The 12,998-nt window shown below is 64.8% G+C and carries 13 protein-coding genes; 7 read left to right on the plus strand and 6 right to left on the minus strand.

Annotated features, from left to right (window positions below; all coding sequences use genetic code 11):
* Positions 1–131 precede the first annotated feature (131 nt).
* The 4 genes from CRT60_RS04000 to catB form a co-directional block, all read right to left on the minus strand.
* Positions 132–1,925, minus strand: coding sequence for a DUF2326 domain-containing protein (locus CRT60_RS04000; RefSeq protein ID WP_098735167.1), 1,794 nt, complete (start codon positions 1,923–1,925; stop codon positions 132–134).
* Entirely contained in the window at positions 1,912–2,160 is a 249-nt protein-coding gene (locus tag CRT60_RS04005) for an ABC-three component system middle component 8 (protein WP_098735168.1), read from the minus strand. The genes CRT60_RS04000 and CRT60_RS04005 overlap by 14 nt, the downstream gene beginning before the upstream one ends.
* Positions 2,147–3,109: an ABC-three component system protein gene (locus CRT60_RS04010; protein ID WP_098735169.1), complete on the minus strand. Its 963-nt coding sequence runs from the start codon at positions 3,107–3,109 to the stop codon at positions 2,147–2,149. The genes CRT60_RS04005 and CRT60_RS04010 overlap by 14 nt, the downstream gene beginning before the upstream one ends.
* A 468-nt stretch (positions 3,110–3,577) precedes the next feature.
* Positions 3,578–4,213, minus strand: coding sequence for a type B chloramphenicol O-acetyltransferase (gene catB, locus CRT60_RS04015; RefSeq protein WP_098735558.1), 636 nt, complete (start codon positions 4,211–4,213; stop codon positions 3,578–3,580).
* 326 nt (positions 4,214–4,539) lie between these two features.
* Here catB and CRT60_RS04020 point away from each other — a divergent pair, with 326 nt between their 5' ends.
* On the plus strand, positions 4,540–5,247 hold the full coding sequence (locus CRT60_RS04020; RefSeq protein ID WP_098735170.1) for a hypothetical protein: 708 nt from the start codon (positions 4,540–4,542) through the stop codon (positions 5,245–5,247).
* A gap of 67 nt (positions 5,248–5,314) precedes the next feature.
* Here the strand turns inward: CRT60_RS04020 and CRT60_RS04025 are convergent, their stop codons facing one another.
* Positions 5,315–6,643, minus strand: coding sequence for an acetylornithine deacetylase/succinyl-diaminopimelate desuccinylase family protein (locus tag CRT60_RS04025; protein ID WP_098735171.1), 1,329 nt, complete (start codon positions 6,641–6,643; stop codon positions 5,315–5,317).
* Positions 6,644–6,802: 159 nt separating this feature from the next.
* On the opposite strand from CRT60_RS04025, the gene CRT60_RS04030 reads away from it, so the two are divergent.
* The 3 genes from CRT60_RS04030 (at position 6,803) to CRT60_RS04040 (ending at position 9,268) form a co-directional block, all read left to right on the plus strand.
* Positions 6,803–7,645, plus strand: coding sequence for a 2-keto-4-pentenoate hydratase (locus tag CRT60_RS04030; RefSeq protein WP_098735172.1), 843 nt, complete (start codon positions 6,803–6,805; stop codon positions 7,643–7,645).
* A gap of 144 nt (positions 7,646–7,789) precedes the next feature.
* Positions 7,790–8,749 carry a DMT family transporter gene (locus CRT60_RS04035; protein WP_244592254.1) on the plus strand — a complete coding sequence of 320 codons (960 nt, stop codon included), beginning with the start codon at positions 7,790–7,792 and terminating at the stop codon, positions 8,747–8,749.
* A 69-nt stretch (positions 8,750–8,818) separates the two neighbouring features.
* Positions 8,819–9,268 carry a DoxX family protein gene (locus tag CRT60_RS04040; RefSeq protein ID WP_098735174.1) on the plus strand — a complete coding sequence of 150 codons (450 nt, stop codon included), beginning with the start codon at positions 8,819–8,821 and terminating at the stop codon, positions 9,266–9,268.
* Positions 9,269–9,270: 2 nt separating this feature from the next.
* On the opposite strand, the gene CRT60_RS04045 is transcribed toward CRT60_RS04040, so the two are convergent.
* Complete coding sequence (locus tag CRT60_RS04045; protein WP_098735175.1) at positions 9,271–9,786, minus strand: adenine phosphoribosyltransferase; 516 nt, start codon at positions 9,784–9,786, stop codon at positions 9,271–9,273.
* Positions 9,787–10,025: 239 nt separating this feature from the next.
* Between CRT60_RS04045 and CRT60_RS04050 the strand changes: the two genes are divergently transcribed.
* The 3 genes from CRT60_RS04050 to CRT60_RS04060 are packed head-to-tail and all read left to right on the plus strand — an operon-like array spanning position 10,026 to position 12,994.
* Complete coding sequence (locus tag CRT60_RS04050; RefSeq protein ID WP_244592255.1) at positions 10,026–11,204, plus strand: ABC transporter permease; 1,179 nt, start codon at positions 10,026–10,028, stop codon at positions 11,202–11,204.
* Positions 11,204–12,025 carry an ABC transporter ATP-binding protein gene (locus tag CRT60_RS04055; RefSeq protein WP_098735177.1) on the plus strand — a complete coding sequence of 274 codons (822 nt, stop codon included), beginning with the start codon at positions 11,204–11,206 and terminating at the stop codon, positions 12,023–12,025. Before CRT60_RS04050 ends, CRT60_RS04055 begins: the two co-directional genes overlap by 1 nt.
* Positions 12,026–12,034: 9 nt before the next feature.
* Positions 12,035–12,994 carry an MlaD family protein gene (locus CRT60_RS04060; RefSeq protein ID WP_098735178.1) on the plus strand — a complete coding sequence of 320 codons (960 nt, stop codon included), beginning with the start codon at positions 12,035–12,037 and terminating at the stop codon, positions 12,992–12,994.
* The last annotated feature ends 4 nt before the right edge of the window (positions 12,995–12,998 follow it).

Genomic DNA, 12,998 nt, shown 5'->3' on the forward strand with positions numbered 1-12,998 from the left:
GCTTGCAACGCTCGGCCAATGCTGTGATCTCGCGCAGTATCGCCGGGCACAAGGGGGGCCATCCCATTCGGTACCGGTAACGCTTGATCTGCGGACTTTCTGGCGACGGCATTGTCTTGTGACAAGGATTTCTACCACGGTCTCATTCTGAAGAGGCGACCATCGTCACCTTCGTCGTGAAGGAGGAGGACAATTTCGGAAGGATCAAAGATCGGGACATCATCATCGGGTGGCGGCAGGTCCGAATCGATGAGGGTGATGATCGATTGCAGCCCGAGCGTGGAGTAGCGCCGGATCACTTCAAGGAGATTTACCTTCTTTCGATCATCCAAGGATTCGAGCACGCCATCATGAAAGGCGAAGCGCGGAAACGCATCATCCAGATGGGCGCGCAACACTGCGAGGTCAAAGGCGATGCACAGAAGCTTTTTATAGCTGAACCCACGGTCGGCACTGGTGGCAATGCCCGTATCGTCAAGCAACTCCGCACGGAAGTCCAAGTGGCCTTGTTGGTTGACGACGACACTGAGCAGGGCCTTCTGATCGATAACCTCCTCGACGATCTCATTGAAAAACAGGCGGATGCGTGAGAACAGGCTGTCCTCATCCGCATTCTTGGCCTCGACATCGGCCTCGATCAACGCCTCTAGGTGTGTCTTTTCCTCGGTCAGGCTGCGGATATCGCTCCGAAGCTGCTGAAGACGGTGGACGAATTCACGTTGTCGTTCGAGGCCCTCAATGTCGGCACGCAAAGTCACCAGTTCATTGGACAGATGCTTGTATTTAGCAAATGAGTCGGTGCTGCTGAGGAAGGCTAGCATGTCGGATCGACGTTTGCCGAGTGTGTTCAGCTCGGCATTGACCGTCTTAAGTTCCGCCTCAATCTCGGCGCGCTCCTCGATCAGATAGCCGCGCCGCTCGTCGGTAATCGCCTTGTTGAAGGCGATCAACTGTTGGAAATCGCGCTTGATCTGGCCCGCGAAGAGCACGCCCACTTCGCGAAACAATTCGCTCGCTGCCTCCGGATCGAAGAGGATCTGGTCCTCCTCAAGCGAAGCGATCACCTTCTTACGGTTCTGGGTCAGCGAATAGCGACGCTGGTTGAGGGAGGCGATCCGCTCATCGATTTGGTCGACGAGTTGCTTCGTGTCCGCCTTGTCCTGACTCCGGAAATCAAATGCGTCGAGAAGATTTTGCTTTTTCTGAACCTCTTGGCGTTTGAGTAGGAGAAGCCCATCGATCTTGCCGGCGTCTTCAATCTCGCCACCCAGTTCCTGGCGGACAGTGGTCGCCTTCTGCTCGGCCTCCTTGAGCTTGTCTTCTTTGTCGTAATGCCGGGTGATCAGATCGGCATCGAAACCAAGAATATGAGCAAGGAAAGGTTTCCAGTCAGCGTGCGCATTCGCAAACTTCCTAAGCTGGAAGACATCGCGGAAATCTTCTTGTGATCGGAGAAAGTACCCCAATCCTTTCCGGTAATGCCATGGCTTCAGCGCTCGCCAGTCGAGCAGGCTGTCGAGCAAGTCCTTGGCGCGGTCGAAGGGGACATCGACATGATCCCATTCGAGGTCGGGCAGCGTCGAGAAATCCTGATGCCGGGTTCTGTGCTTCTTGAAAGAGATCTTCGATGCCTCGGCGACACTACGGCGAACCGTGACATAGGTTCCGTCAAGCAATTCGATCTCAAGGAAGAAGGTAAACTCTTCAAAACGGTCGAGATGCTTGAACAGAAAGAACTTGGCGTCACGGCCGGCGAGGAAACCGAAATCGATCAGGCGGCCAAGCGTCGTCTTTCCCAGATTATGGGTGTCGAGGTCACGGTTCTCCGGTCGTCGGATTTCCGCAAGGACGACGTTGAGTTCGGGTTTGAACTCGACCGGTGCAAACACCGCCGGCCGGTTGGAATAAAGCTTAGAAGGCTTCATTCTGGCCTACATACTCGATGGCGTCGGTTTTGGGATGATATTCAATCAGCCCAAGCAGATAGAGGAAGTTGAGCGATGGCAAGAACAGCACATCACCTCCGACCACGGCTTTTCGCACGTAAGTGCGCAGAGCGCCATACTCACACAGACGATAGACACGCAACCGAGTGAGCAACAGCAACGCCACATTGACGACGGTGCGGTCAGGATGAGCATGCTTGCTAGGCCTCAGCATCGGCAACCTCCCCGATGTCGCAGTTCCAATACATATAAAACAGGATAGCGCGGGTTAGGCGCTTATGCTGGCGTTGACGTAGAATGGGATCACGTTGGAACAGAAGGTCAAGCAAATATTCCATTACCGCATCAAAATTCTGGAATCCCTTACGTTTCGAGATGATCTTCATCTGGAACTCCTCAGTTGTCGCTTCATACGATTTGAGAATTTCCAGATTTTCAGGTGCAGCCAGGAATGTCCGTATCTGCGCGGTATCCTTCAAATAACGTTTGCGGAGTTCCTTCGCATATTCAGGCGTCATATTATTGAGGACGTTCTTCTGTTCGTAAGTGGTCCGTTCGCCGGGCGGCGTATCGAGAACCGACGACAGATCAGTCTCGTGACTGGCAATTGCCTGGACGACGATTGCCAACTCGTCAGGTGACACAATGAGCGGAGAGTCGACCGGGTCAAGGTCGGCAAGTTCAGCGACTTCCGGGAATTGTCTCAAATAAAGTTCAAGCTGTTCAACTCCGCAAAGATAGATCGAACCCTCCGGAAGGTCGCATTCCTTCGCAATGTGAATGGTGATGTTCTGATCGGCATTCCCCGCCAAACGACGGTTGGCGAACAGCATGTAGTGATCGAGTTGACTTCCCTTGCGAAGCTTTGCGATCCGCGGCACTTCCTTGCCGATCACCGTATCGTTCGAATTCGGGCTATGGAAGTCCGCTTCACCGAAATGCCGATTATAGCCGTTAGTATGCTTGGCCTGAATGATGATCGTTCCACTCCAGGGCGCGGCCTTGCTTGGGTGGAGTTCCGCCGTACCGATGAATTTCGCATCTCGACCACCATCCGGTCCCTTGGCGAAGCCCTTCACCGACAGGCCGAGCAACCGCTGGCAAAGCAGCACGATCAGCGTCTCGAACTGATCCTCACTCAGGTCCTCATAGGCGAACTTCATCCTGGGCTTCCGTAGGGTTTTATGTCGATGATCGGAAACAGTCATTACCGCGTCATTTTGCTGCTAACATATGGGTTCGCCAACAGAGAGCAAGGATCATAGTGGCGCAGCTCATAAAGCCGAAGGTATCGGTACCGAAGCAATGGCTCAACGCGGCGAGCCAATCCCGGCAGTTGCACGGGCCGATAAGGAGGTCCGCTCCTGGCGCTGAACTGACATTCGGAAGTGGCCGACCGGGGGTTCGCCACGACCGAGAGAATCTGGTGGTTGCCCTCCAGATCGACACTGAAGACACGCACGAGCCGGACAGGGATTGCAGCTCTGACGGTGTCGTTTACGTTACGCAAAACACGGTTGCTTTCGCGAGAGCGCCAAGGGGCTCAGCTGTTGCAGTTCTCAACATGGGCCCGGCAAGTGCCGGCTTCGCCCACCCCGCTCTCGGGACAGGCGAAGCCGGCATGGTCGCCGTCAGCTGCGTTTGATCACGCATTCCCAGTGACGATGAAGCGCTGCAACGTCGCCGCTGGTCAGGATCGGCATGGCGCTCTGCAACTGGTCGTCGGACCAATCCCACCACGTCATCTCAAGCAGCAATGCAACGAGATGGTCATCGAAGCGCTTCTGGATCGTTCTGGCGGGGTTACCACCCACAATCGCATAGGGTTCGATATCCCGCGTCACCAGCGACCTTGTGCCGATCACGGCACCGTCGCCAATCGTGATGCCGGGCATGACGATGGCTTCCGAACCGATCCAGACGTCATTGCCGATCACCGTGTCGCCCGCGGGCTGGTAGCCGTTCTGCGCGCCGGCGAATGACGGCACGTCGGGCATCCAGAAGAAGGGAAAGGTGCTGATCCAGTCGCTCCGGTGGCCTTGGTTGCCCGCCATGATGAACGCTGCGCCGGACCCGATGGAGCAAAAGCTGCCGATCACCAGCTTGTCGGTCCCTTCGTCCGGGAGAAGAAACCGGGCGCAGTCATCGAAGCTGTGGCCATGGTAATAGCCGGAATAATAGCTGTACCGGCCAAAGACGATGTTCGGGTTGGTGACCTGCTTTTCCAGAAGGATGCCCTTGAAGGGGTTTTCGAAAAAGTTCTTCATCGGATCGCTCCGCTGCATCTGAGCCGCCAGATAGGCGGTTTCCTGTCCGCGTGGGCGCGCAGACAACCGACGCGAGCCGCCAATCGGGTTGCTCACGTCAATGCTCTTCGCGTCAAGCGCGCGAGAGCGCGATGCAGGTGGTACTTGGTGCGGCCTTCATGGCGAGGATATTCGCAGCGGAACAGTCGGATCGCAAGAGCGAGAGGGGAAGACTTCCGCTGCGCCGATGGAGCGACCACCCCATCTCCATTTTCAAAGAACGCCACCGAAAAGGAAAGTTTTCCTGTAATCTCCCCCACAAGCCCCCCGACTTGTGGAGTCCCGCCATGCCCCTCGACAGCCGCAGCTTCACCACCGACAACTTCCCCCGCTGGGCCGAGGAGCCGCCGACGCCGTCCGAAGGCTCGCTGGTTCCCGGTTCGCAGTTCCATGAGGAGCAATGGATCATGGCCGCCGGCATGCTCGCGCGCGGCAACAGCTTCCTTCAGGTCTCGCGCGCCATGGGGTGCAGCCGCACCACGCTGTGGCGGGCCTATTACGGTTCCAAGGATTTTCGTCACAGGGTGTGGTGGGAACGGCAGGCGTTGAACCGCGAGGCCGAGCTGCGTCTGTCCTCGCTGCGGGTGCTGGTGGCCGAGCAGATCGAGCGGCTGGTCTCCTCAGGCGATCCCGCCACCGTGCGCTGGCTGGCCGAGCGGCTCGGCCTGTTCGCCGGCCTCGACCTGCCCGCGGCCAAGTGGCAGGCCGCCCAGCCCGACCAACAGCCCGATCAGCCGCCCGCCCCGAGACCGGCCCCGAAGCCGGAAGACCCGCCCGCCGTCATCGTCCCCGAACTGGATGACGACGCCATCCCCGGCGCGATCCGCGAGCGCCATCCGCCCAGCCCGGCCCTGGTCGCCGCCGTCCTCGCTCAGCCGGAGGCGGCGGGCCCCAAGGGCGTCTTCCCCTACACGCTCAACCAGTATGAGGAGTACCCCAACCTCAACCCCGGCCCGGTCAGCCGCCGCGCCGCCGGTGCCTTCGGCCGGCAATAGATGGAACATCCGGCGGAAACTGTTCCACGCCGTTCCATCCCTCCCCCCGGCCGCAGCGCCGGTGCCGTCAGAAGCGCAGCCCGCCGCCGGCCTCCGCAGCACCCCCCAGAAGATCCATCGTCGCCAGCGCCATCACCTGCGCCGACTGCACCATGTCGTCGATGCCGACCCATTCGTCGGGCTGGTGGGCGAGGTCGAGGATGCCGGGACCGTAGGCGATGCAGTCCTTCAACTGGCCGACGCGCACCACATGCTTCTGGTCGTAGGTGCCGGGGGACACCACATGCTGCGCCGGGCGACCCAGCACCGTCTCGATGGCGGCGGCCACCGCCCGCACGACGGGGGCGTCGGCGTCGGTCATCGTCGGCAGGAAGGCCAGCACCTCGCGCAGCTCGTAGTCGAAGCCGGGACGGCTGCGGCGCAGCTCCTCCAGGATGGCGACGATCTCGCCGCGCACCGCCTCGGGGTCCTCCTCGATCAGATAGCGGCGGTCGATCACCATGCGGCAGCGGTCGGGCACCATCGGGCTGGGCAGACCGTCATGGTCCTCGCGCTGGCCGCCATGGATGGCGTTGATGTTGATGGTCGATTGGCGCGCCCCCTCCGGCACCACCGGCATGTCGGTGCGCTTGGCGGCGAGGCGCGGGATCAGCTCGGTCTCGATCCGGTGCAGCACGGCGCCCATGTGGCGAACCGCGCAGTTGCCGAGGAAGGGCATCGAGCCGTGGGCGACGCGGCCCTTGGTCTCGATCTCCGCCCACCAGACGCCGCGGTGGCCGATGCAGACGCGGTCGACGTTCAGCGGCTCCGGGATGATGACGTGATCGACCCTGGGCCGGGAGAAATAGCCGAGCGTCGCCAGATGCCCGACCCCGCCATAGCCGCCGGACTCCTCGTCCACCGTGCCGGAGATCTCCAGGGCGCCGGCCGTCAGCAGCCCTTCCTCCAGCAGCGATTCCACCGCGATGATCGAGGCGGCGATGCCGCCCTTCATGTCGCAGGCGCCGCGGCCATAGACCCGGCCGTCCTTCACCACCCCGCCGAAGGGATCGACGGTCCAGCCCTGGCCGGCCGGCACCACGTCGATGTGGCCGTTGAAATGTACGCAGGGTCCGGGACGCGGCGCCTCGATGCGGGCGACGATGTTGGTGCGCGGATAGCGGTCGCTGTCGCCGGCCGCCCCCTCCGCCCGCACATACTCCACCGCGAAGCCGCGCGCCGCCAGCCGCCGGCCGATCAACTCGGCGCAGTCGGTGTAGACGTCGCCCGGCGGATTGACGGTGGGGATGCGGATCAGCGCTTGAGTCAGCGCAACCAGCTCGTCGCGCCGCGACTCGATCCGGCCGAAAAGCCGGCGGAACAGCTGGGTGGTTGCGGCGTCGGTGTCGGAGCGCATGGCCTCTCCCGCGGCAAGGACCCCGCCAGTGTCGCCGCATCCCGATGGTCCGTCCACCCCGCCTTTCGGGAAGCGTCCCTGCTGGCAGTCTTGTGCAGCGCACTTTCCCGGATCGTCCGGGGCCGCTAAAGTCGCGGCGCCTCTCAGTGGAGATCCTCTATGACCGTCACGCATCCCATCGGGCTGAGCGCCCCGACCCTGGCCGACCCGGTGATCGCCGAGGCCGCGGCCCGCTTCGTCGACGCCCGCCGCAGCGCGACCGGCCTTGCCGATTTCCCCGGCCCGCTGCCGGCCGACCTCGCCACCGCCTACGCCATCCAGGCGACGGCGACCGCCGCCTGGCCCGACGAGGTCGCCGGCTGGAAGGTGGCGCGGGTGCCGCCGGCCCTGGAGGAGACGCTGGGCGCCATGCGCTACATCGGCCCGATCTTCGCCGGCACCGTGGTGACGGGTGCTGGCGGTCCCTTGACCTTCCCGGTCATCCCCGGCGGCTTCGGGGCGGTCGAGGCGGAGTTCGCGGTGCGCATCGCCGCCGACGCCCCCGCCGACAAGCTGGATTACAGCCCGGCGGAGGCCGCGGCCTTCATCGCCGCCGTCCATGTCGCCATCGAGGTGGCGGGCGGGCCGCTGGCTCCCGTCAACACGCTGGGGCCCACCGCCTCCACCGCCGTCTTCGGCAACAACAACGGCCTGATCGTCGGCGAGGAGATCGTCGGCGGCGTCGAGGGCAGCGATGCCCTGCGCGCCGAGGTGCTGATCGACGGGCAGAGCGTCGGCGTCGGCAGCAGCGCCAAGCTGCCGGGCGGCATCGCCGCCGCGGTCGCGGTGGCGCTGAGCATCGCGGTCCGGCTCGGCCGTCCGCTGAAGGCCGGGCAGTGGATTTCCACCGGTGCTTTGACCGGCGTGCATGCCATCGCCATCGGCCAGCAGGCGCGGATCACCTTCACCGGCCTGGAGCCGATGTCCGGCACCGCCGTCGCCGCCGGGGCAGTGGGCGGCTGACGGTTCACTCCCTTCACCATCAGCGTCGCGGCTGGTGCAATCCAGGGTATGGCACCGGTCATGGCCCGACATGGCCTTGACGGAAGCCAAACGGCGGCGGGGATGCTTGAATGGCCTCCCCCCTCCAGTCCCCGGATTCGCCCCTTGTCCCAGTCCAGCCTGTCTTCCGAAGCGACCGCGCCCGACCTGTCCGGGACGCGCCTGCTGCCGCCCGTCCAGATGCTGGCCGGGCTGGGGCTTGCCGTGGCCGGGGTGGTCGCCTTCTCGCTGCGGCCGGTCATCATCAAGCTGGCCTACCGCTACAATGTCGATCCGGTCACCCTGATCATGCTGCGCATGGTCTTCGCTCTGCCCTTCTTCCTTGGCATGGCGCTGTGGGCAGGGGCGAGGAAGGGAGAGCGCGCCCCGATTGCCGGCCGCGACCTCGCTTTGACGGTGGCGCTGGGCGTCACCGGCTATTACGCCGCCAGCTTCTGCGATTTCCTGGGCTTGCGCTATGTCTCGGCCGGGATGGGGCGGCTTCTGCTGTTCCTCTACCCGACCATCGTCGTGCTGCTGTCGGCGATGTTCCTCGGCAAACGGATCGGCCTGCGCGAGGTGGTGGCGCTGGTCGTCTCCTATGCCGGCGTGGCCCTGGTGGTCTGGTCGGAGATCGGGACCGGCCATCCCGACTTCGCGACCGGGGCGGCTCTGGTTTTCATGGGTGCCTTCCTCTATTCGATCTATCTGGTCGGCAGCAGCCGCGTGGTCCAGCGGATCGGCTCCATGCGCTTCACCGCCTATGCGATGACGGCGGCCTGCCTGTGCTGCATCCTGCAATTCCTGGTGCTGCGGCCCCTGTCGGCGCTGGACCTGCCGCTGCCGGTCTATGGGCTGTCGGCCGTGATGGCGGTGGTCTGCACCGTGCTGCCGGTGCTGATGACGGCGGAGGCGCTGCGGCGGGTCGGCCCCAATCTGGTGGCCTTGAGCGGCGCCATCGGCCCGGTCTCCGCCGCGGTCTTCGGCTATCTGGTGCTGGCCGAACCGATGGGCTGGCTGCAACTGGCCGGTGCCGCCCTGACCGTCGCCGGCGTCATGATCATCAGCCTGTGGAAGACGGCCTGAGTTTTCTGTGGGAATAACCGGCCGCCCGCCGTCGTCTCATCTTCCAACAGATTGAAAGGGATATCCGGGATGACGAACTATGCGACCACACCGGCGGGATACGGCGCCGCCACCACCGGGCAGGACGCGCTGCTGCTGGCGGCCCGCGTGCTGCTGGGCGCCATCTTCGTGCAGAGCGGTTTCGGCAAGCTGATGGCGCTCAGCGGCTTCATCGCCGGGATGGAGAGCCAGGGTGTGCCGATGGCCACCATCGTCGCCCCCATCGGCGCGCTGGTGGAGGCGTTCGGCGGTCTGGCCATCGTGCTGGGCGCCTGGACCCGGCTGGCGGCGCTGCTGGTCGCGGTCTTCACCGTCGCCGCGACGCTGATCGCCCACCGCTACTGGGATTCGGCGCCCGACGCCATGAAGATGCAGCAGACCCAGTTCATGAAGAACCTCGCCATCATCGGCGGCTTCCTCTCGCTGGTCGCATCGGGCGGCGGGCGCTTCAGCATCGACGGCTGGCTCAGCCGGCGCTGACCTCAGGAATCGTACGCCATCAGCGAAAGGCTGGGCACGTCGATCCGGTCGCGGCCGTTCAGGAAGGTCAGCTCCACCAGGAAGGCGGCGGCGCGGACGTCGGCGCCGACCTGGCGCAGCAGGCTGATGGCGGCGGCCATGGTGCCGCCGGTCGCCAGCAGGTCGTCCAGCACCACCACGCGCTGGCCGGGCTTCACCGCGTCGGCCTGCACCTCGATGGTGTCGGTGCCGTATTCGAGGTCATAGGAATGGGCGATCTTGTCGCCCGGCAGCTTGCCGTGCTTGCGCACCATGATGAACCCGATGCCCAGCGTCAGCGCCAGCGGCGCGGCGACCAGGAAGCCGCGCGATTCGATCCCGACCAGCAGCTCCGGCTTGTGCGGGCGCACCGCCTCGGCCAGCGCGTCGATGGCGGCCTTCCAGGCGGCGCCGTTCGCCAGCAGCGGCGAGACGTCGTAGAACAGGATGCCGGGCTTCGGGAAATCCGGGATGTCGCGGATATGGTCTTTGAAGTTCATCGGAGGTCTTGTCCGTAAAGAATCGCAAGCCGGCATGCATGGCCCGGTCCGCCTTCCGGCACTCTAGCCGCTGGCCACCCCGGCGCAAAGCCGCGATTGGCCGCAGGCCAAGGTGTCGCTTTGCCCCGGATGAGCGGGATTTGCCGGATGGGGTTGACCATCCGGCGATGCTCCGCCACGTTCCAGGCGTGCCGGCCGAACGTACCGGTCGATATATGCGGATGCGTGCGGCGGAGCCTGTGGCAGCGACATTAGCGAAGGACGGAGCGGCGAAGGACGGTGCCCGGATCGAAGCCGGGAACGATCCGGGCTTGCCCGACGGCGGGTGGCGGATCGCCGCCGCCGGTCGCTGGACCCTGGAATGGGCCACTGCCGTGTCGGATGCGCTGGACCGTGCGCCCAAGCCGCCGGGCGGCGCCGCGGTGCGGCTCGATCTGGCGCGGGTGGAGGCGCTCGACACCGTCGGCGCCTATCTGCTGAACCGCTTGGCCGAACGGCTGGGGGCCGACGGGCATGCCGTGTCGGTGGCCGGCCTCCGGCCGGAGCATGCCGCCCTGTTCGACGCCGTGCGCGACGCCGGCAAGGCGCCGCCCCACCCGATCGAACGCGAACACCACCCGGTTCTCGACATGGTGGTGCGCACCGGCCAGACGACGGTGAACGCCGCCAAGGAAATCCTCGACCTCGTCGGCTTCCTCGGCCTCGTCACCGTCACCTTCGCCCGGCTGATCCTGCGCCCGTCGCGCCTGCGGCTGACCTCCGTCCTGTTCCACATCGAGCAGACCGGGCTGAACGCCCTGCCGATCCTGGGGCTGCTGTCCTTCCTGATCGGCGTGGTGCTGGCCTTCCAGGGGGCGGACCAGCTGAAGCGCTTCGGGGCGGAGCTGTATGTGGTGAACCTGCTGGGCATCTCCGTCCTGCGCGAGATCGGCATCCTGATGACTGCGATCATCGTCGCCGGCCGCTCCGGTTCCGCCTTCACCGCGCAGATCGGCACCATGAAGGTCAACCAGGAGGTCGACGCCATCGGCACCATGGGCCTCGATCCGGTGGAACTGCTGGTGGTGCCGCGGGCGCTGGCGCTGATGGTCACCCTGCCGCTGCTGGCCTTCTACGCCGACGTGATGGGGCTGTTCGGCGGCGCCGTGATGGCGTATGCCACGCTGGACATCACCTTCGGGCAGTTCATCCGCCAGCTTCACAGCGCCGTCGGCATCAACACGGTGATCGCCGGCCTGATCAAGGCGCCGGTCTTCGCCCTGGTGATCGCCATGGTCGGCTGCTACGAGGGGCTGAAGGTCTCCGGCAGTGCGGAGAGCGTCGGCATCATGACCACCAAGGCGGTGGTGGAGGGCATCTTCCTGGTCATCGTCATCGACGCGGTGTTCTCCGTCCTCTTCTCCATGCTGGGGGTGTGATGGCAGGATCCCCCGTCATCCGCGTGCGCGGACTGGTCACCCGCTTCGGCCCGCAGACCGTCCATGACGGCCTCGACCTCGATGTCGAGCGGGGGGAGGTGCTGGGCGTCGTCGGCGGTTCCGGCACCGGCAAGTCGGTGCTGCTGAAGGAGATTCTCGGCCTGATCGACCCTGCTGCCGGCCGGATCGAGCTGCTGGGCCACGACACCGCCGACCTGGACCGGGCGGAGCGCACCGCGTTGCAGGCCCGCACCGGCGTGCTGTTCCAGAACGGCGCCCTGTTCAGCTCGATGACGGTGGCAGAGAATGTGATGCTGCCGCTGAAGGAGCACACTGACCTCTCCCCGGCGCTGATCGCCGAGGTGGCGCGGGTGAAGATCGCCATGGCCGGGCTGCCGCCCGATGCCGGCACCAAGCATCCGGCCCAGCTGTCGGGCGGCATGATCAAGCGCGCCGGCCTCGCCCGCGCCCTGGCGCTCGACCCCGACATCCTGTTCCTGGACGAGCCGACCGCCGGCCTCGACCCCATCGGCGCCGCCGCCTTCGACACGCTGATCCAGGGCTTGCAGCGCAGCCTGGGGCTGACCGTCTTCATGGTCACCCACGACCTGGACAGCCTGACCTCCATCTGCGACCGCATCGCCGTGCTGGTCGACAAGAAGATCCGGGTGGGCACCCTGGCCCAGCATCTGGCCGACCCGCACCCCTGGATCCACGACTATTTCCACGGACCGCGCGGCCGCGCGGCCCTCGACGCCAAAGAGCGCAACCAGGCTCGACGCCACGAAGAAGAAGACGCCAGGCGTCTTGCGAAAGGGTAGGGGCACGTCATGGAAACCCGCGCCAGCTACATTCTGGTCGGCAGCTTCGTGCTGGCTCTGGTCGCCGGCCTGCTGGTCTTCACCGCCTGGATCGCCAAGGTCCAGCTCGATGAAACGCGCGAGACCTACCGCATCTATTTCACCGGCTCCGTCACCGGGTTGCAGCAGGGCAGCCCGGTGCGCTACCGCGGCGTGCCGGTGGGAACCGTGTCGGACATCCGGCTCGACCCCGACAACGTGACGCGGGTCCGGGTGACGATCATGGTGCAGAACGGCACGCCGATCATGTCCGACTCCATCGCCTCGCTGGAGGTGCAGGGCATCACCGGCGGCGCCTACGTCCAGATCTCCGGCGGGAATGTGGGGGGCAAGCGTCTGACCGCCACCGATGCCGATGGCGTGCTGACCATCCCGTCGCGCCCCAGCTCGCTGACCGCGGTGGTCGACAGCGCGCCGCAGCTGGTCAACCGCTCGCTGGAGGTCATCACCAAGCTGGGCGAGATGCTGAACGGCGAGAACCAGAAGGCCATCGGCGACATCCTGGCCAACGCCCGCACCATCAGCGCCGAGCTTGCCCGTGCCAGCGCCGGTCTGGAGGAAACCATGACCCAGGCGCGCCGGACGCTGCACGGCTTCGAGACGGTCGGGCCGCAGCTGGACCGCACGCTGGCCCAGGCGCACGACACGCTGGCGACGGTCGACGGCACCGCCAAGCAGCTGGGCGGCGAGACGCGCGAGCTGTTGCGCTCGCTGAAGCGCACGTCGGACACGCTGAATTCGCTGGTCGCCGAAAACCGCGAGCCGGTGCGCGACTTTACCGCCACGGGGCTGTATGAATTGACGCTGCTGATCACCCAGCTGCGCGATCTGTCCGGACAGCTGTCGCGGGTGGTCACCCGGATCGAGAACGACCCGTCGAACTTCCTCTTCGGCGGAACGCGGCAGGGCGTGGAGGTGCGTGGGAAATGAGGCG

Source organism: Azospirillum palustre (genome assembly GCF_002573965.1).
Classification (GTDB): Bacteria; Pseudomonadota; Alphaproteobacteria; order Azospirillales; family Azospirillaceae; genus Azospirillum; species Azospirillum palustre.

Bases quoted from the DNA above. Each gene is read 5' to 3' on its own strand.
- CRT60_RS04000 (WP_098735167.1), bottom strand. From the start codon at position 1,925: ATGAAGCCTTCTAAGCTTTATTCCAACCGGCCGGCGGTGTTTGCACCG.
- CRT60_RS04040 (WP_098735174.1), top strand. From the start codon at position 8,819: ATGACGAACTATGCGACCACACCGGCGGGATACGGCGCCGCCACCACC.
- CRT60_RS04055 (WP_098735177.1), top strand. From the start codon at position 11,204: ATGGCAGGATCCCCCGTCATCCGCGTGCGCGGACTGGTCACCCGCTTC.
- CRT60_RS04030 (WP_098735172.1), top strand. From the start codon at position 6,803: ATGACCGTCACGCATCCCATCGGGCTGAGCGCCCCGACCCTGGCCGAC.
- CRT60_RS04010 (WP_098735169.1), bottom strand. From the start codon at position 3,109: ATGAAGTTCGCCTATGAGGACCTGAGTGAGGATCAGTTCGAGACGCTG.
- CRT60_RS04045 (WP_098735175.1), bottom strand. From the start codon at position 9,786: ATGAACTTCAAAGACCATATCCGCGACATCCCGGATTTCCCGAAGCCC.
- CRT60_RS04025 (WP_098735171.1), bottom strand. From the start codon at position 6,643: ATGCGCTCCGACACCGACGCCGCAACCACCCAGCTGTTCCGCCGGCTT.
- CRT60_RS04060 (WP_098735178.1), top strand. From the start codon at position 12,035: ATGGAAACCCGCGCCAGCTACATTCTGGTCGGCAGCTTCGTGCTGGCT.
- CRT60_RS04020 (WP_098735170.1), top strand. From the start codon at position 4,540: ATGCCCCTCGACAGCCGCAGCTTCACCACCGACAACTTCCCCCGCTGG.
- catB (WP_098735558.1), bottom strand. From the start codon at position 4,213: ATGAAGAACTTTTTCGAAAACCCCTTCAAGGGCATCCTTCTGGAAAAG.
- CRT60_RS04005 (WP_098735168.1), bottom strand. From the start codon at position 2,160: ATGCTGAGGCCTAGCAAGCATGCTCATCCTGACCGCACCGTCGTCAAT.